The 17,702-nt window shown below is 57.7% G+C and carries 16 protein-coding genes; 6 read left to right on the top strand and 10 right to left on the bottom strand.

What is annotated here, in order from left to right; genetic code table 11:
• Nucleotides 1-128 precede the first annotated feature (128 nt).
• Together gcvT and gcvH are read left to right on the top strand one after the other, a co-directional pair.
• Nucleotides 129-1,211 (top strand): glycine cleavage system aminomethyltransferase GcvT, encoded by a 1,083-nt coding sequence (gene gcvT / locus AUC60_RS20670; protein ID WP_087271966.1) that lies wholly within the window; start codon nucleotides 129-131, stop codon nucleotides 1,209-1,211.
• Between the two features lie 46 nt (nucleotides 1,212-1,257).
• Complete coding sequence (gene gcvH, locus AUC60_RS20675) at nucleotides 1,258-1,641, top strand: glycine cleavage system protein GcvH (protein ID WP_087271968.1); 384 nt, start codon at nucleotides 1,258-1,260, stop codon at nucleotides 1,639-1,641.
• 58 nt (nucleotides 1,642-1,699) lie between these two features.
• Here the strand turns inward: gcvH and AUC60_RS20680 are convergent, their stop codons facing one another.
• From AUC60_RS20680 to AUC60_RS20700, 5 genes are all read right to left on the bottom strand, one after another.
• The gene (locus AUC60_RS20680) at nucleotides 1,700-2,023 is read right to left on the bottom strand and encodes a DUF2388 domain-containing protein (RefSeq protein WP_027901291.1); all 324 of its coding nucleotides are present in this window, start codon (nucleotides 2,021-2,023) and stop codon (nucleotides 1,700-1,702) included.
• Between the two features lie 168 nt (nucleotides 2,024-2,191).
• The gene (locus tag AUC60_RS20685; protein WP_087271971.1) at nucleotides 2,192-2,647 is read right to left on the bottom strand and encodes an NfeD family protein; all 456 of its coding nucleotides are present in this window, start codon (nucleotides 2,645-2,647) and stop codon (nucleotides 2,192-2,194) included.
• Nucleotides 2,648-2,657: 10 nt separating this feature from the next.
• The gene (locus AUC60_RS20690; protein ID WP_087271974.1) at nucleotides 2,658-3,578 is read right to left on the bottom strand and encodes an SPFH domain-containing protein; all 921 of its coding nucleotides are present in this window, start codon (nucleotides 3,576-3,578) and stop codon (nucleotides 2,658-2,660) included.
• Nucleotides 3,579-3,856: 278 nt separating this feature from the next.
• On the bottom strand, nucleotides 3,857-5,641 hold the full coding sequence (gene tfpB, locus AUC60_RS20695) for a type IV pilus assembly ATPase TfpB (RefSeq protein WP_087271977.1): 1,785 nt from the start codon (nucleotides 5,639-5,641) through the stop codon (nucleotides 3,857-3,859).
• A gap of 107 nt (nucleotides 5,642-5,748) precedes the next feature.
• Nucleotides 5,749-6,096 carry a hypothetical protein gene (locus tag AUC60_RS20700; RefSeq protein ID WP_087271980.1) on the bottom strand — a complete coding sequence of 116 codons (348 nt, stop codon included), beginning with the start codon at nucleotides 6,094-6,096 and terminating at the stop codon, nucleotides 5,749-5,751.
• A gap of 140 nt (nucleotides 6,097-6,236) precedes the next feature.
• Here AUC60_RS20700 and AUC60_RS20705 point away from each other — a divergent pair, with 140 nt between their 5' ends.
• Together AUC60_RS20705 and ppx are read left to right on the top strand one after the other, a co-directional pair.
• Nucleotides 6,237-6,701, top strand: a complete 465-nt coding sequence (locus AUC60_RS20705; RefSeq protein ID WP_087271983.1) for an Lrp/AsnC family transcriptional regulator — start codon at nucleotides 6,237-6,239, stop codon at nucleotides 6,699-6,701.
• Between the two features lie 216 nt (nucleotides 6,702-6,917).
• Complete coding sequence (gene ppx / locus AUC60_RS20710) at nucleotides 6,918-8,420, top strand: exopolyphosphatase (RefSeq protein ID WP_087271986.1); 1,503 nt, start codon at nucleotides 6,918-6,920, stop codon at nucleotides 8,418-8,420.
• On the opposite strand, the gene ppk1 is transcribed toward ppx, so the two are convergent.
• Nucleotides 8,407-10,614: a polyphosphate kinase 1 gene (gene ppk1, locus AUC60_RS20715; RefSeq protein WP_087271988.1), complete on the bottom strand. Its 2,208-nt coding sequence runs from the start codon at nucleotides 10,612-10,614 to the stop codon at nucleotides 8,407-8,409. The two genes, ppx and ppk1, sit on opposite strands and share 14 nt — an antisense overlap.
• Before the next feature lie 16 nt (nucleotides 10,615-10,630).
• Nucleotides 10,631-11,641 (bottom strand): porphobilinogen synthase, encoded by a 1,011-nt coding sequence (gene hemB / locus AUC60_RS20720; RefSeq protein ID WP_087271991.1) that lies wholly within the window; start codon nucleotides 11,639-11,641, stop codon nucleotides 10,631-10,633.
• A 219-nt stretch (nucleotides 11,642-11,860) separates the two neighbouring features.
• Between hemB and AUC60_RS20725 the strand changes: the two genes are divergently transcribed.
• Nucleotides 11,861-12,547: a DedA family protein gene (locus tag AUC60_RS20725; protein ID WP_087271994.1), complete on the top strand. Its 687-nt coding sequence runs from the start codon at nucleotides 11,861-11,863 to the stop codon at nucleotides 12,545-12,547.
• Nucleotides 12,548-12,881: 334 nt separating this feature from the next.
• Complete coding sequence (gene elbB / locus AUC60_RS20730) at nucleotides 12,882-13,544, top strand: isoprenoid biosynthesis glyoxalase ElbB (protein ID WP_087271998.1); 663 nt, start codon at nucleotides 12,882-12,884, stop codon at nucleotides 13,542-13,544.
• A gap of 217 nt (nucleotides 13,545-13,761) precedes the next feature.
• On the opposite strand, the gene codA is transcribed toward elbB, so the two are convergent.
• From codA to codB, 3 genes are read right to left on the bottom strand one after another with little or no spacing between them, the layout of a single operon-like run.
• On the bottom strand, nucleotides 13,762-14,997 hold the full coding sequence (gene codA, locus AUC60_RS20735; RefSeq protein WP_087272001.1) for a cytosine deaminase: 1,236 nt from the start codon (nucleotides 14,995-14,997) through the stop codon (nucleotides 13,762-13,764).
• 2 nt (nucleotides 14,998-14,999) lie between these two features.
• On the bottom strand, nucleotides 15,000-16,217 hold the full coding sequence (locus tag AUC60_RS20740) for a PucR family transcriptional regulator (protein WP_087272004.1): 1,218 nt from the start codon (nucleotides 16,215-16,217) through the stop codon (nucleotides 15,000-15,002).
• Nucleotides 16,214-17,479, bottom strand: a complete 1,266-nt coding sequence (gene codB / locus AUC60_RS20745) for a cytosine permease (protein ID WP_087272007.1) — start codon at nucleotides 17,477-17,479, stop codon at nucleotides 16,214-16,216. The genes AUC60_RS20740 and codB overlap by 4 nt, the downstream gene beginning before the upstream one ends.
• Between the last annotated feature and the right edge of the window lie 223 nt (nucleotides 17,480-17,702).

Genomic DNA, 17,702 nt, shown 5'->3' on the forward strand with positions numbered 1-17,702 from the left:
AATGCGCCGCAATCGGTGTGGTCTGTCAGACTGTTCGACATGTTGCTATCTGCTCCAAACCCCAATTCAAGGGGGCATGTCAGCGTTTTGCCTGTCCACACCTTCGCCACGCCCGGAAGGAGAAACCCATGGGACAGCGCACGCCGCTTTTTGACCTGCATCTCGCCCTGGGCGCGAAGATGGTCGATTTTGGTGGTTGGGACATGCCGTTGCATTATGGATCGCAGGTCGAGGAGCACCATCAGGTGCGCCGCGATTGCGGTGTGTTCGACGTCTCGCACATGCATGTGATTGATGTGACCGGTAGTCAGGCAAAAACCTGGCTGCAGTATTTACTCGCCAATGATGTCGAGCGCCTGAAAGATGTGGGGCAAGCGTTATACAGTGCGATGCTCGACAACGACGGCGGGGTCATCGACGACATGATCGTCTACCTCACTGACAGCGGTTACCGGCTGGTGGTCAACGCGGCCACTGGCGACAAAGATCTCGCCTGGATGTTCGTGCATCTGAACGACTTCGATGTGCAACTGAACAAGCGTAATGACCTGTCGATGCTGGCTATCCAGGGGCCCCACGCCCGAGCCAGAATTGCCGAGCTGGTCACTGCATCCCGCGCCGAACTTATTCGTCAGCTCAAGCCATTTGAGGGACGCGAAGACGACCGCTGGTTTATCGCACGTACCGGCTATACCGGCGAAGATGGCCTGGAAATCATTCTGCCGTCTGAACAAGCGCCTGGCTTCTTCAACGATCTGGTGGGCGCTGGCATTTCCCCGATTGGTCTTGGCGCACGGGATACCTTGCGACTTGAGGCCGGGATGAACCTCTACGGCCAGGACATCGACGAGCAAGTCACGCCGCTGGTAGCCAATATGGCCTGGACCATCGCCTGGGAGCCTGCCTCCCGCAAGTTCATTGGCAGAGCGGCTCTGGAGGCCGAGCGCGCTCGGGGTATTGGCTCGAAACTGGTGGGGCTGGTACTGGAAGAGCGCGGCGTTTTGCGGGCCCATCAAGTGGTTCGCATCGCAGAAATTGGCGAAGGAGAGATCACCAGTGGTAGTTTCTCTCCTACGCTAAGCAAGTCGATTGCCTTGGCACGTGTGCCTATGGCCACTGCTGACCGTGCCGAAGTCGAAATTCGCGGCAAATGGTACCCGGTTCGCGTGGTCAAGCCTGCGTTTGTACGTCATGGCAAAGCCCTGATCTGAATTTTCCTGGCGGGTTTACCGCTGACCCGATGTTGAGGATGACTAAATGAGCAATATCCCCGCCGAACTGCGTTTTGCTGAAAGCCACGAATGGGCAAAGAAAGAAGGTGATCTAATTGTCGTGGGTATTTCTGACCACGCTCAGGAAGCGCTGGGTGACGTTGTGTTCGTCGAGCTGCCGGAAATTGGCAAAGTCTTCGCTGCGGCCGATACTGCAGGTGTTGTTGAATCGGTGAAGGCCGCTTCCGACATCTACTCGCCGATTGCCGGCGAAGTGGTTGCAGTCAATGAATCGCTGGGCGACGCTCCGGAATCATTGAACAATGACCCTTACGGCGCGTGGATCTTCAAGATCAAGCCAAGTGCCGCCGATGCTGATCTGGCAAAACTGCTGGACGCTGCAGGCTACAAGGCCGCTATCGGCGAATAAGCCAAACAGCCAGCCATAAAAAATGCCGCTCATTGAGCGGCATTTTTTTATTCCGGAATTACTGGTTTTCAGCAACCAGATTCTTGGCCAGGATGGCGTTAGCCAAGTCCATGTCCGAAGCATTCAGGCCTGGGTTTTCGCTGCGAACCTGCTGGATAGCAGCTTCCAGGAAAGGACCACGGATGCCACCGTCGCTGGCAACGAAACTGCCGGCGTCGTCTTGAGCGGCAACGATCAGTTTGTGATCCTTGAAAGTCAGGTAAGTGGAGCCGGTAGTGGCGCCAGAGGAAATAACATCACGCCAGAACCCAGCGTCAGCCATTGCTGAACCAACCGGGAGAGAGAGCAGAGCAAACGTGGCGACAGCGAGCTTGAGACGCATGATGAGGTACTCCAACAGTGATTGTTCTGAAACAGTTGGATGTCTGGAGGGATGCGGTAGTTCCATGTGGGAGCCGAGCTTGCTCGCGATAGGGAAGACGCATATCTCAGGGACATTGCGTCCAGCCTTATCGCGAGCAAGCTCAGCTCCCACAAGGAATGGCAAGGCTTAGGCCTGATCGCCCAGCGCCTCAACGCGCAATATCGCCCCATCCTGCCCGATAACCCGCACCTGACTGCCGACCGCCACATCCGGACCATTCACCAGCCAGACGCTGTCACCGACCTTGATCTTGCCGCGACCGTCGACAATCGCGTTCTGGACGATAAACACGCGACCGATCAGCTCCTGACCGCGCATGTTCAAACCGGGCTGATCCGAAGGCCGGTTAACCGTACGCTGGCGGCGCCACCAATACACTGCCGTCAGTACCGAGATCACCGCAAACAGCAGGAACTGCAGCGTCCAGTGCATATCAGGAATGATAAACGTCAGCACGCCGACCGCTGCGGCTGCGACTCCCATCCACAACAGATAGCCACCTGCGCCGAACACCTCGAGGATCAACAGCACGGTGCCCAGCCCCAGCCAGTCCCAGAACGACAGATTTTGCAGGTATTCCATAGAACCCGCCTCAGACCTTCTTGCTGTCGAAAGTGGCTTTAACGATCTCGCCAATGCCGCCAACCGCGCCGATTACCTGACTGGCCTCCAGAGGCATCAGGATGACTTTGCTGTTGTTGGCTGAAGCCAGCTTGCCCAATGCATCAATATATTTTTGTGCGACGAAGTAATTGACCGCTTGAACGTTGCCGCTGGCAATGGCCTCGGACACCACCTGAGTGGCCCGCGCTTCAGCTTCGGCCTGACGTTCACGCGCTTCAGACTCCAGGAACGCCGCCTGACGGCCACCTTCAGCTTCCAGAATCTGCGCCTGCTTCTTGCCTTCAGCGGTCAGGATCGCCGCTGCCCGCAGGCCTTCAGCTTCAAGGATTTGCGCACGCTTGATCCGCTCGGCTTTCATCTGCCCGGACATGGCGGCCATCAGGTCAGCTGGCGGGCTGATGTCCTTGATTTCGATACGGGTGATCTTGATGCCCCAAGGGGCAGTCGCTTCATCCACGGTGCGCAGTAGCCGTTCGTTGATGTTGTCCCGCTGACTGAGCATCGCATCCAGCTCCATGGAGCCGAGTACGGTACGAATGTTGGTTTGCAGCAGATTGCGAATGGCGTGTTCGAGGTTGTTCACCTCGTAAGCCGCCTGTGCGGTGTTCACGACCTGGAAGAAACACACAGCGTCGATTTGCACTGTCGCGTTGTCAGCCGTGATGACTTCCTGAGGCGGAATGTCGAGCACGCTTTCCATGACATTGATCTTGCGCCCGATGCGGTCCATCACCGGCACAATGATATTCAGGCCCGGCTTGAGGGTGGTGGTGTAGCGGCCAAAGCGCTCGACCGTCCACTGATAGCCCTGCGGCACAACCTTGAAGCCCATGAATACGATGGCGATCGCCAGCGCAACGAAGAGTAAAACCACACTGCCCAGTTGCATAACATTTCCCTGTTGGTTACGAACGTCTACCAGGGCGCTATTTAGTCAGACTTCGGCCACATAAAGCCAATGATTCAAAGGAATATTGGTTCAGGATGTGAGTGATTTTCTGAGCGGGATTTATGTTTGCCTGCATGCGAATCGCTGACGTGGGACCGGCTTTAGCCGGGAAAGCTATCTGCCAGGCGACATAGATGCAGCGGCAGTATCGGCCTATTCCCGGCTAAAGCCGGTCCCACGTCGGAGATCCGCCCAATGGAAGCGCATTCCAGCCAACCTCAGCGCTGCTCGCTCTGCGGCGTCACGCGCAGTACTTCTTCAAGCGTAGTCAGCCCTGCCGAGACTTTCTGGGCGCCGGACAAACGCAAGCTGCGCATCCCTTCCTTGAACGCCTGGCGGCGCATCGCCGTAAGGTCCAGGTCAGCACTGATCAAACCCTGAACGCCATCGGACATCAGCATGATCTCGTAAACGCCTGCGCGGCCGCGGTAACCGGTATCGCGGCACTCCACGCAACCTACTGCTCGGTGCGCTCCGGCGGGCACTGGCGCTTGCCACGGGCGAGTCAAACTCTGCCAGTCGCTCTCATCCAGTTGCACCGGTGCCTTGCAGTGCGGACACAAAGTTCGCACCAGCCGCTGCGCCATGACCCCGAGAATCGTTGCCTTGAGCAAATAATGCGGTACGCCGAGTTCCAGCATCCGGCTGATCGCACTCGGTGCATCGTTGGTGTGCAGCGTGGAAAGTACCAAGTGGCCCGTGAGCGCAGCCTGGATCGCCATTTCGGCAGTTTCCAGATCGCGAATCTCGCCGATCATGATGATGTCCGGGTCCTGCCGCATCAGCGCGCGTATCCCGCTGGCAAACGTCAGGTCGATATTGTGCTGAACCTGCATCTGGTTGAATGCAGGCTCAACCATCTCGATAGGATCTTCGATGGTGCACAGGTTGACCTCAGGGGTCGCGAGCATCTTGAGCGTGGTGTAAAGCGTGGTGGTCTTGCCGGAGCCGGTGGGCCCGGTGACCAGGATGATGCCGTTGGGTTGACGGGTCATGCCTTCCCAGCGACGCAGGTCATCGCTGGAAAACCCGAGCTGGTCGAAGTTTTTCAGCAGTACATCCGGATCGAAGATCCGCATGACCATTTTTTCCCCGAAAGCCGTTGGCAGTGTTGAAAGCCGCAGCTCAACCTCCCCGCCGTCAGGGGTACTGGTTTTAACGCGGCCGTCCTGCGGCTTGCGCTTTTCGGCGACGTTCATGCGGCCCAGGCTTTTCAGGCGACTGACGATGGCCATGGTCACTTGCGCAGGAAATTGGTAGACGTTGTGCAGCACGCCATCAATACGAAAGCGCACCGTGCCCTGCTCTCGTCGCGGTTCAATATGAATATCACTGGCTCGCTGCTGAAACGCGTACTGGAACAACCAATCAACGATATTGACGATGTGAGCATCGTTGGCGTCGGGCTCCTGATCACTGGCCCCAAGCTTGAGCAATTGTTCAAAGTTGCCCATGCCGCTGATTTTCTGATCCGTCGCGGCAGCACCACTGACCGATTTGGCCAGTCGATAGAACTCCACCGCCAACCGCTGAATATCAACCGGATTGGCCACTACACGCCGGATTGGCAGTTTCAGCACATGGGCCAGGTCAGCCTCCCAACCGCGCACATAGGGCTGCGCGCTGGCGATGGTCACGGAGTCGCGATCTACCTCCACCGCCAGAATCTTGTGGCGTTGAGCAAAGGCGTAAGACATCAATGGCGTGACCGAAGCGACCTTGATCTTCAGCGGGTCGATGCGCAGATAAGGCTGCCCGCTTTGCGCAGCGAGCCACGCGGTAAGCGTCTCCAGATCCAGCTTGCGCCCGGGCCGCTTAAGGTCGTCGAGTTGTTGCACGGCGATAAATTCGAGAGGGTGCAGTTGCAGGTTCGCGGCACCGCGGCGCTGGGTCAGTGCATCCTCAGCACTGCTCTGATCAATAAACCCTTGGGCGACCAGATCGCGCAGCAGATCATTCAGATCCAGCCAACGGTCCTGTGATGATGAGGCGTGAACTGACATGCGGATTCCTTTGGACAGTTGGGCTCAAACGAACCAAGCGTAGTCCCCAGCGTGTCAGTTATTTCGGCATATGCGTACACATGAGTTACGTCTTTTTTCTGCTGGGCTCAACCGACGGCGAGGGAAACCGTTGAGTTTGAGACGTGCGGCTGAGCCAATTGTTCCAATTCCACTGAGCAGACATTGATCAGGCTGCGCATTTTTTGCGCAATGACCTGCGCCCGGTGCCACGTCAGATTAGCGATCTCAACGTCGATACCCAATACGTCGTCCTGCTGCAGAACGTTGACCTGATGAGGGATCAGGTACTGCATCGCAAACAGGTTCAGCACTCGGCACAGTGAATCGGCCTCAGCCTCGACCAGAATCTGATAGCGCGCGCAGCAGTGGGCATTGTCAGCGGACCAGGTATCCGGACGTTGTGGCTGGGAGGTAACGGCTTCGAGGTTGGGCATGTGAGCCTCAGCGACTTAGAGGGTTTAAATGACTGGAAGAAATTCTTGCATGCTCGAAAAGAAATGTCTGATCCATCATTGGTTGATTTAGTCTTGATAAGACTTGTTAATGCGCCATATCTCCACAGCGGGAAATAATTATGCAAACCGAGTTGGACACCTACGATCGCAAGATTCTTGCACTGCTTCAGGAGGACGCGTCGCTGTCCAGCGCGCAAATCGCTGAACAGGTGGGATTGTCCCAATCGCCTTGCTGGCGCAGGATTCAGCGGCTCAAGGATGAAGGCGTCATCCGTCGTCAGGTTTCGCTGCTGGATCGCAAGAAAATCGGCCTCAACACGCAGATCTTCGCCGAGATAAAGCTCAATGCTCACGGCCGCTCGAACTTCACTGAATTCACCGAGGCCATTCGCGGCTTCCCGGAAGTACTGGAATGCTACGTGCTGATGGGCTCGGTGGACTTCCTGCTGCGCATCGTGACGCCGGACATTGAAGCGTATGAGCGGTTCTTCTTTGAAAAGCTCTCGCTGGTGCCGGGGATTCAGGAAGTGAATTCGACGGTGGCTCTGTCGGAGATTAAATCCACGACCAGCTTGCCGGTTTGACCGTTTGTGGGAGCCGAGCTTGCTCGCGATAAGAACACCACAATGTCCGAATATGATGGTGCTCTTATCGCGGGCAAGCCCAGCTCCAACATATCCACCAACTAACTGATCCAGACCATCGACATTGAAGGCCAAGCGCCAGCTTCAAAGCTTCGCGTTGGCGGCAGCCATGGATCGTGGCACGATGGCGCGGTTATCGACCGAGATTTTCTGATCATGCCGCAATCCAAAGCCAAGAATCTTTCCCTGATCGCTGCCATTGACCTGGGCTCGAACAGCTTCCACATGGTGGTAGCCCAAGCCAACTCGGGTGATATCCGCATCCTGGAGCGCCTTGGAGAGAAGGTTCAACTGGCGGCTGGCATCAACGAAGAGCGCAAACTCAACGAAGAGTCCATGCAGCGCGGCCTCGACTGCCTCAAGCGTTTTGCGCAGTTGATCAACGGTCTGCCGCTGGGTGCGGTGCGTATCGTGGGTACCAACGCCCTGCGTGAAGCGCGCAACCGTAATGAATTCATCATCCGCGCCGAAGAAATTCTCGGCCACCCGGTGGAAGTGATTTCAGGCCGTGAAGAAGCCCGCCTGATTTATCTCGGGGTATCACACACTCTGGCTGATACCCCCGGCAAACGTCTGGTGGCAGACATCGGCGGTGGCAGTACCGAGTTCATCATTGGCCAGCGTTTTGAACCGCTGCTGCGCGAAAGCCTGCAAATGGGCTGCGTAAGCTTTACCCAGCGCTACTTCAAGGATGGCAAGATCACCCCGGCACGTTATGCACAGGCTTATACCGCTGCGCGCCTGGAAATCATGAGCATCGAGCATGCTCTGCATCGCCTTAAGTGGGATGAGGCCATCGGCTCGTCGGGCACTATTCGCGCCATCGGTCTGGCCCTCAAGGCCAACGGCCAGGGCTCGGGTGAAGTGAATGCTGACGGCCTGGCATGGCTCAAGCGCAAGCTGTTCAAGCTGGGCGACGTAGACAAGATCGACTTCGACGGCATCAAGCCGGATCGCCGCTCTATCTTCCCGGCAGGCCTGGCCATTCTCGAAGCGATTTTCGACGCTCTGGAACTGCAACGCATGGATCACTGCGAAGGTGCGCTGCGTGAAGGTGTGCTGTACGACCTGATGGGCCGTCATCATCATGAAGACGTCCGTGAGCGCACGCTAAGCTCGCTGATGGAGCGTTATCACGTTGACCTGGAACAAGCCGCCCGTGTCGAGCGAAAGGCTCTGCATGCGCTTGAGCAGGTCGCTCACGCCTGGGACCTGGAGGATGACAGTTACCGGGAACTGCTCAGTTGGGCAGCCAAGGTTCATGAAGTCGGCCTGGATATCGCTCACTATCACTACCACAAGCACGGCGCCTACCTGATCGAGCACTCCGATCTTTCCGGGTTCTCACGCGAAGATCAGCAAATGCTCGCGCTGCTGGTGCGTGGCCACCGCCGTAACATTCCCAAGGACAAGTTCGCCGAGTTCGGCGCAGAGGGCGATAAGCTGATTCGTCTGTGCGTGCTGTTGCGCTTCGCGATCCTGTTCCACCACATTCGTGGCACGCAGGAAATGCCGCAGCCGGTTCTCACCGCCAACGGCAACAATCTTGATGTGGTATTCCCGAAGGGCTGGCTGGAAAACAACCAACTGACCCAGGCCGACTTCGCCTTGGAAGCGGAGTGGCTGACCCGGGTCGGTATCGTCCTCAGCGTACGCTGAGGACTGGATTGCTCAGGCGCTCCAGCAGGGCCGCCTGAACATTGCGAGCATTCTGGTTTCCGGTCGGAGTGCTTCGCACGTAGGTGCCATCTGGCTGCAAGAGCCAGCTGTGAGTGTTGTCGGTCAGATAAAGCTCGAGCTCTTTCTTCACTCGCAGGATTAACTTTTTACCCTCTACCGGGAAGCAAGTCTCGACGCGCTTGTCGAGGTTTCGCTCCATCCAGTCGGCGCTCGACAGATACATCTGCTCGTCGCCGCCATTGAGGAAGTAGAACACCCGCGTGTGCTCCAGGAAGCGGCCGATGATCGAGCGCACATGAATATTGTGAGACACGCCCGGAATGCCTGGCCGCAGGCAGCACATGCCACGCACGACCAGATCAATGCGCACGCCAGACTGACTGGCCTTGTATAACGCCCGAATGATTTTTGGATCAGTCAGCGAGTTGAACTTGGCAATGATGTGCGCCGGTTTACCGTCCACCGCAAACTGCGTTTCCCGGGCAATCATGTCGAGCATGCCCTTCTTCAGCGTAAACGGCGCGTGCAGCAGCTTCTTCATGCGCAGGGTTTTACCCATACCAATCAACTGACTGAACAGTTTGCCAACGTCTTCGCACAAGGCGTCGTCGGAGGTCAGCAAGCTGTAGTCGGTGTACAGGCGAGCGTTGCCGGCGTGGTAGTTACCGGTACCCAAATGCGCGTAACGGACAATCTCGCCCGCCTCGCGACGCAGGATCAGCATCATCTTGGCGTGGGTCTTGAAGCCAACCACGCCGTAGATCACAACTGCACCCGCAGCCTGCAGGCGGCTGGCCAGTTGCAGGTTGGACTCTTCGTCAAAGCGCGCACGCAACTCGATCACCGCAGTGACTTCTTTGCCGTTACGGGCCGCGTCGACCAACGCATCGACGATTTCCGAGTTGGCACCGCTGCGATACAGCGTTTGACGTACGGCCAGAACGTGAGGGTCCTTGGCAGCCTGACGCAGTAGATCGACCACCGGAGTGAACGACTCGAACGGGTGCAGCAGCAGAATGTCCTGCTTGCTGATCACGTTGAAGATGTTCTCGCTGTTTTGCAGCAACTTCGGAATGGCCGGGGTGAACGGCTGGTATTGCAGTTCCGGATGGCTGTCCAGACCGGTGATGCTGAACAGACGCGTCAGGTTGACCGGGCCATTGACCTGATACAACTCGGACTCGGACAGGTTGAACTGCTTGAGCAGATAGTCCGACAGATGCTTTGGACAAGTGTCGGCCACTTCCAGACGGACCGCATCGCCATAGCGACGGGAGAACAATTCACCACGCAGCGCACGGGCAAGGTCTTCCACGTCTTCGGAGTCAAGCGCCAGGTCGGCGTTACGGGTCAGGCGGAACTGATAGCAGCCTTTAACCTTCATGCCCTGGAACAAATCGTCCGCGTGGGCGTGGATCATTGATGACAGGAAGACGAAGTTATCCCCAGGACCACTGATCTCTTCCGGCACCTTGATCACACGTGGCAACAGACGCGGAGCTGGAATAATCGCCAGACCGGAGTCACGACCAAAGGCATCGATGCCTTCAAGTTCGACGATGAAGTTCAGGCTCTTGTTGACCAGCAGCGGGAACGGGTGAGTCGGGTCAAGGCCGATCGGGGTGATGATCGGCGCAATTTCGTCACGGAAATAACGACGAACCCAGGCTTTGAGCTTGGCCGTCCAGTGCCGACGACGGATGAAGCGCACCTGATGCTTTTCAAGCTCAGGCAGCAGAATGTCATTGAGGATCGCGTATTGGCGATCAACGTGGCCATGCACCAGCTCACTGATGCGGGCCAGGGCCTGATGCGGCTGCAGACCATCGGCACCGGCTTGTTCGCGGGCGAAGGTGATCTGCTTTTTCAGACCGGCGACACGAATTTCGAAGAACTCATCGAGGTTGCTGGAAAAGATCAGCAGGAACTTGAGCCGCTCCAACAACGGATAGGACTCATCCAGTGCCTGTTCCAACACGCGAATGTTGAACTTGAGCTGCGACAGCTCCCGGTGGATGTACAGACTGCTGTCGTCCAGGTTTGGCACGACAATCGCTGGCACCGGAGGCGTCTCGACAATTGCGGGTATGACCTCGACGCTTGGCTCGACCACAGTCAGAACTTCCTGATCGTTGACTTCAACAGCAGCTTCGGTAAGTCCTTCGGTATTCATGAATGTTCCTGTACGGCTATTGCCCTTTTAACAGTTCTGCAGCGCGGACGGCGAAATAAGTGAGGATGCCGTCAGCTCCTGCGCGTTTGAAAGCGGTGAGCGATTCAAGAATGACGCCTTCGCTGAGCCAGCCATTCTGTATGGCCGCCATGTGCATCGCGTACTCGCCGCTGACCTGATAAACAAATGTCGGCACTTTGAACTCATCCTTGACCCGGTGAAGGATGTCCAGATAAGGCATGCCCGGTTTGACCATGACCATGTCCGCACCTTCAGCCAGGTCGGCGGCCACTTCATGCAACGCTTCATTGCTGTTGGCCGGGTCCATCTGGTAGGACGCCTTGTTCGCCTTGCCCAGGTTCAACGCCGAACCTACCGCATCGCGGAATGGCCCGTAGTAGGCGCTGGCGTACTTGGCAGAGTAAGCCATGATCCGCACGTTGACGTGTCCAGCCAGCTCCAGTGCTTCGCGAATGGCCTGAATTCGACCGTCCATCATGTCGGAAGGTGCTACAACCTGCGCACCCGCATCGGCATGGGACAACGCTTGCTTGACCAGCGCATCGACGGTGATGTCGTTCTGCACATAGCCTTCTTCGTCGAGAATCCCGTCCTGACCATGGGTCGTGAACGGATCAAGTGCCACGTCAGTGATGACGCCCAACTCCGGGAAGCGGTCACGCAACGCGCGGGTAGCGCGCTGAGCAATACCGTCGGGATTCCAGGCTTCAGCGCCATCCAGGGTTTTCTTCTCGACCGGGGTCACAGGGAACAACGCCAGGGCCGGGATGCCCAGCGCGACCCACTTTTGCGCCTCTTCCAGCAGCAGATCGATACTCAAGCGCTCTACGCCAGGCATCGAAGCCACTTCTTCACGACGGTTTTCACCATCAAGTACAAATACGGGGAGAATCAGATCATCGACAGTTACGACGTTTTCACGCACCAGACGACGAGAGAAATCGTCGCGGCGGTTGCGACGCAGGCGGGTGAGAGGAAAAAGGCGGTTGGCGGGGGTAAAGCTCACGGCGAGACTCCTGAGCCCGCGTACACGGGCAAGCGTGACAGTTATAAGCGGCCATTATGACTAATGTGTGACAGTCATGGGCCACGTGCGACTCGGGGCCGCAGTAGAGGCATTTGCCATTGTCCTTGTAGGAAAGATTAACGTCGAGACACATTTGCACACTTTCCTGAATGGCTTGGCCGAGTTAGGCTGCGCGTTCATTTCGCCAGCATCCAGACAATGCTCCAGAATTTCTTGCACGAATTTGGCTACTTCGCCCTCTTCATCGGCACCTTCTTTGAAGGCGAGACCATTCTGGTTCTCGCTGGATTTCTGGCGTTCCGTGAATACATGGACATCAAACTGGTTGTGGTCGTAGCGTTCTTCGGAAGCTATGCCGGGGACCAGCTCTGGTACTACATGGGGCGCAAGCACGGCCGCAAAATCCTGGCGCGCAAGCCGCGCTGGCAGCTCATGGGCGATAAAGCGCTGGCGCATGTGCGCAAGCACCCGGATCTCTGGGTGTTGAGCTTTCGCTTTGTCTACGGCTTGCGAACGGTCATGCCTGTGGCGATTGGCCTGTCGGGCTACCCGCCACTGCGCTATCTGGTCCTCAACGGTATCGGTGCGGCTGTCTGGGCCGCTGCGCTGGGTTATGCGGCTTATCACTTCGGCGCAGTGCTTGAAGGCATGCTGGGCAACATCAAGAAGTATGAGTTGTGGGTACTCGGCGCACTGCTGGTGCTCGGGTTCGCCCTCTGGTTGCGTCGTCGTTTCAAGAACGCGCGTATTGCCAGAGAGGAAGCAGCCGCAGCCTCAACGGCTGCAGCAGCGGCAGCCGAGGCTGATGCCAGTGTCGTCAACCACGTTCCGGCTGAAGTCACCGTTGATGTGCCTGCCGACAACAAGAAACACGCCGACCAATAGGTCCAACACGAGCGCAATGCCCCGGTATTGCGCTCGTCTGTAACGCCCTCCCCACGTCCCATTGGAATGCTTTTCTGTAGCTCACGAGCACCGCGAGACAGCGATGGCGTCCTGTCTGATATACCGCTATCGCGGCCTCGCGGTGCTCGTGCGCTCCTACAGGAATACATTCCAATTCGAACGATTGCATTTTGTTGATACCAGACAATCGTTTGCCGCGAGACAGCGCAGTTTCAGGACGCAGTACATCCGATTGAATCCCCATCGCAGACGCTTGTCCCAAGACTAGGTAAAAGTCTTGAGCAGACCGCTGCGCTCAATAGGGAGAATGATCATGCAAAAGAAAGTCGCCGTGATTTTGTCCGGCTGTGGCGTCTATGACGGCGCGGAAATTCATGAGAGCGTGCTCACCCTGCTGCGCCTTGATCAACGTGGCGCGGCGGTGCAGTGCTTTGCGCCAAACATCACACAGCACCATGTGGTTAACCACCTGACCGGCGAAGAAATGCCGGAGACTCGCAATGTGCTGGTGGAGTCGGCGCGCATCGCCCGCGGCGCCATTGAGGATATTCGTGAGGCTGACGTTACAGAGTTTGATGCACTGATCATCCCTGGCGGGTTCGGCGCTGCCAAGAACCTTTCTGACTTTGCCACCGCCGGCGCTGACTGCAAGGTACAGGCTGAGGTCCTGGCATTGGCCGAAGCATTCGCTGAAGCGGGCAAGCCGGTCGGGCTGATCTGCATCAGTCCTGCGCTGGCGGCCAAAATCTACGGACCGGGCGTGACCTGCACCATCGGCAACGATGCTGAAACCGCACAGGCCATCACGCTGATGAAGGGTGAACACCAAGAGTGCGAAGTGACCGATATCGTAGAAGATAAAGCCCGCAAACTGGTCAGTACGCCTGCCTATATGGTTGCTAAAACCATCGGCGAGGCGGCCGCCGGGATCAACAAGCTGGTGGACCGGGTGCTGGAGTTGACGCACGAGAAGTGAGTAAAAACCCGACCGCTCAAGGACCCATTTCGGGACACGATCCTGTAGGAGACTCTGTGTTTAGGCGCAAGATGACGTGGGACCGGCTTTAGCCGGGAAAGCGGTATTTCTGCTGAGAAAGATTCAGCGTCTGTCCCGGCCTCTTCCCGGCTAAAGCCGGTCCCACGTCATCAGTTCATTCAGCGTTCGCGCTCCGGCAGGACGATTTACGTGCCCCTTAACTGAACTCCACCCGCTCCGGCACTCGTGTCATCAACACCTTTCCGCCTCTGACTGACACTCGCGCCTTGGCCTGACGGCGCACTGCTTCGTAATCGCTCTCGGCATCAAGGATGACCAGATTCGCCGGACGGCCTACTGCGATGCCGTAGCGCTCGCCCAGGTTAAGGGTTCTGGCGCTGTTGTCGGTGACCAGATCCAGACTGCGAGCCAGATCCTCGAAGCCCATCATGTGGCAGATGTGCAAACCGGCATCCAGTATGCGCAGGATGTTGCCGTTGCCCAGCGGATACCACGGATCCTTGATCGAATCCTGACCAAAGCACACGTTCATCCCGGCACGGTCCAGCTCAGCGACGCGCGTCAGGCCGCGGCGCTTGGGGTAAGTGTCGAAGCGGCCTTGCAGGTGAATACTCTCGGTCGGGCAGGAAACGAAGTTGATGCCCGACCTTTTCAGCAGCCGGAACAGCTTTGAGCAGTACGCATTGTCATAAGAGCCCATGGCCGTGGTGTGGCTGGCCGTTACCCGGCTGCCCATGCCACGCACCCGCGCTTCTTCAGCCAGCACTTCGAGAAAGCGCGAATTAGGGTCGTCGGTCTCGTCGCAATGCACGTCCACCAGACAACCGGTTCGCTCGGCCAAGTCCATGAGGAACTTGATTGAGCTGACGCCCTGCTCGCGGGTGTTTTCAAAGTGCGGGATACCGCCGACCACGTCCGCGCCCATTTCCACGGCACGGGTCATCAATTCACGCCCGCTTTCGTAGGATTCGATGCCCTCCTGAGGAAAGGCAACGATCTGCAGATCTATCAGATGGCGGGCTTCTTCACGCACTTCAAGCATTGCCTTGAGCGCGCCCAACGTCGGGTCGGTGACATCGATATGGGTTCGAACATGCTGGATGCCATGCTCGGCCAACATGCGGATGGTGGTATGGGCGCGTTGCTTGGTGTCTTCGTGAGTAATGGTTTCCTTGCGTTGAGCCCAGCGCTCGATACCTTCGAACAGGGTCCCGCTCATGTTCCACTCAGGCTCACCGGCGGTCAGCGTTGCGTCCAGGTGGATGTGCGGCTCCACCAGTGGCGCAATGACCAATTGGCCGCGAGCATCGATATCATCTGAAGCAGGCTGCACGTTTTCGGCCTGAGCGGTGATGGCTGTGATGCAGCCGTTTTCCCAGGTGACGGTGTGCAGCCCTTGGGTTTTACGCAATGTGGCATTGATGATGTTCATGACTATTCCTGTCGCTGAGCCTCGGACATGCGCCATACCAGCAGCGCAACCGAAGCGTTCATTCGAAAATTAGCGTCGTCGAGGGCTTGTCCGCTGAGCTGCTCGATACGCTGAATACGTTGATTGATGGTATTTCGATGGATGCCAAGACGCTGAGCGGCCTTGAGTCCGTTGCTGTTTTCCTGGAGCAAGGCGTCCAGTGTTTCAATCAGGCTGTGGGGTTGCTTGCGGTTGGTCTCGATCAGCGGCCCGAGGATCTGTCTGACGAAGCTGTCGATAATCGAGCGGTCAGTAACCGCCTGGAGCAGGCGCAACACGCCCAGCTCGCTGAAATCGCAAAGGCCGCTGGCGGGTCGCAAGTGTTCGGCGACGTCCAGCGCCTGGCGAGCCTCATTCAGCGCCTGACGGTACTGCCCGCAGTCTTCGACTGGATTGGCCAGCCCCATGAACAACGCCATGTCGCCCAGCACCGAGGCGAGCTCGCGATACAGCCGCGCCAGCTCACTGCGAATCGCTTCAAGCCTGGGCAACAACAGAATGAACAAGTCGCCCTGGACGATGACCGGCAAGGCGTCCGGTAAGGTGCGATTCCAGGCGTCGAGATGGTCGAGTACTGCCTGCCGGGTTTGCTGCAGCAACCGTTCCGCAGCCTCCGGCGCGTGGCTGTCGAACAGCACGCTCACCGCCGACAGGCGCAACGCGACCAGACGTCGAGGCACCTCCAGTGGCAGGCGTAAATGTGCAGCCCTTTGCCTGGCGATACTCAGGCTTGGGTAATCACCGCTGAGCAACTGGCCGAGGATGTCGTGGCGCGAGCGCTTGGTCTGCGCCATCTGCACCAGCGCTGTGCCGATCAGGTGGGTAACGATGACCATCTTCAACAGATACGGTTGCTCGATCAGCGGCAAACCGCATCGCTCTGCCAGCGCGATCACGGACTGAGGGATCTGCTGGATATAGGCATCCCCGGTCAGAATCACCAGCCCGGCGATGCCACTGGCATCGCCCTCCTGCACCATGCGCAGGAGATTGGCTTCATCGCGCTGGCAATTGATGCCGGTGATGAAAACCAGCTCACCGCCCATGATCCAGTCGGCAATACCTTCGTTCTCGGCAACATACGACCAGCGCACGCTGCGATGCAGGTTGGCTGAACCTGCACGCACGGCCATTTCCTCCAGCCCGGGGAGCTGGAGAATTTCTTCAACGGTCAGGCTCAAAGCTCCTCCTGCACGCCAGCGACCCTGCTGCGCTTGCCTGTCACTTCAAGCAGCACGATGTAGCAGATGGCCGATGCGGCGATCCCCACCAACGGCGCAATCCAGGGCGAGAAGTACGCCAGCGCCGCGCCAATGGCATAAGACGACAGCCCCAGCAGGTTGTAGCGTGGCAAGGTAACGCTGGCCAACGCAGGGTATTTGCCGTGATGGCGGTACCAGAAATCCGCCATGATCACGCCGCCAATGGGCGGGATGATCGAACCCAGCAGCACCAGAAAGGGAATCAGCATCTCGTACATACCGCCGATGGCCAGGACGATACCGACCGCCGCCGCGATCAATGTCATGGTGCGACGCCGCTCGCTACGCAACAGGTGGCAGGCCGCCGCCGAAACGTTGTAGATGGTCGGCCCCTGAATGGTCCACAGGTTCAGGCAAAGCATGATCACTGCGGCGAAGGACAGGCCTTGAAGCATCATCACTTCTACGATGTCGGCCTGCTGATAAACCATCGCACACCACGCGCCAGCGACAACCATCAAGCCGTTGCCCAACAGAAACGCAACAACGCTGGCAGTCACGGCCACGCGTCCGCTGCGTGACAGACGTGTCCAGTTAGTGGCCTGAGTTGCGCCACTGGCGAACGTCCCGAAGACCATGGTGATGGCCGCTGAAAGCGTCATGGTTTCGTTGGGAATAACCGCCGCAAGCCCCTGAAAACCGCCGACATCGCGGGTGGCGATGTACATGGAGATGACCAGCAGCACGAACATGAGCGGCACCGACACACGCGACAGTACGTCCAGCCCTTTGTAGCCGATGATCGCCGTGATACTGAAGCCCAGACCGAACAAGATCATCAATGGCGTAGTGAAGCCTTCAGCCAAGCCGAGCATCTTCACCAGCACAATGGCCACCGTCGCGGTGCCCCACGCGTACCAGCCCAGCTCGGCGAAACCAAGCAGCACATCGGACAGCCGACTGCCCGCTTCGCCGAAACAGAAGCGCCCCATCAGTACCGTGTTCAAACCACTGCGCGAGGCGATGAAGGCCAGCGCCGCGGCATAGATTGCCAACAGGCTGTTACCGATGGCGGCGATCCACAGCATGTCGACAAAGTTGAACGCCATGCCCAACTTGCCACCCGCAAACATGGTGCCGGTGAAGAAGGTGAAACTGAACAGCACCATGGAAATCGACAGCAGCCCCTTGCGTCCTTCACGCGGGGCTTCGCTCAAGGGAAATTCGCTGGGTGAACTCATATCGTTTTTCTCCACATCGACAAGGTTGGGGATCGGACTCAACGGCAGGCTGGTGCAAGAGCAATAACCAGGCCGTTTCCGAACAACATTGCGAAGTGGAAAAAAGTAGGCAGAGGCGATATCGCGCGCTGTTCACTCTGCACACTTTAAGCTGACGATTCAGGATCAGACTGTGCAGAGTGATTCATTCTGAGGCGCGAACGCACCGTTTTAGGCTGCGATG

Source organism: Pseudomonas caspiana (assembly GCF_002158995.1).
Classification (GTDB): Bacteria; Pseudomonadota; Gammaproteobacteria; order Pseudomonadales; family Pseudomonadaceae; genus Aquipseudomonas; species Aquipseudomonas caspiana.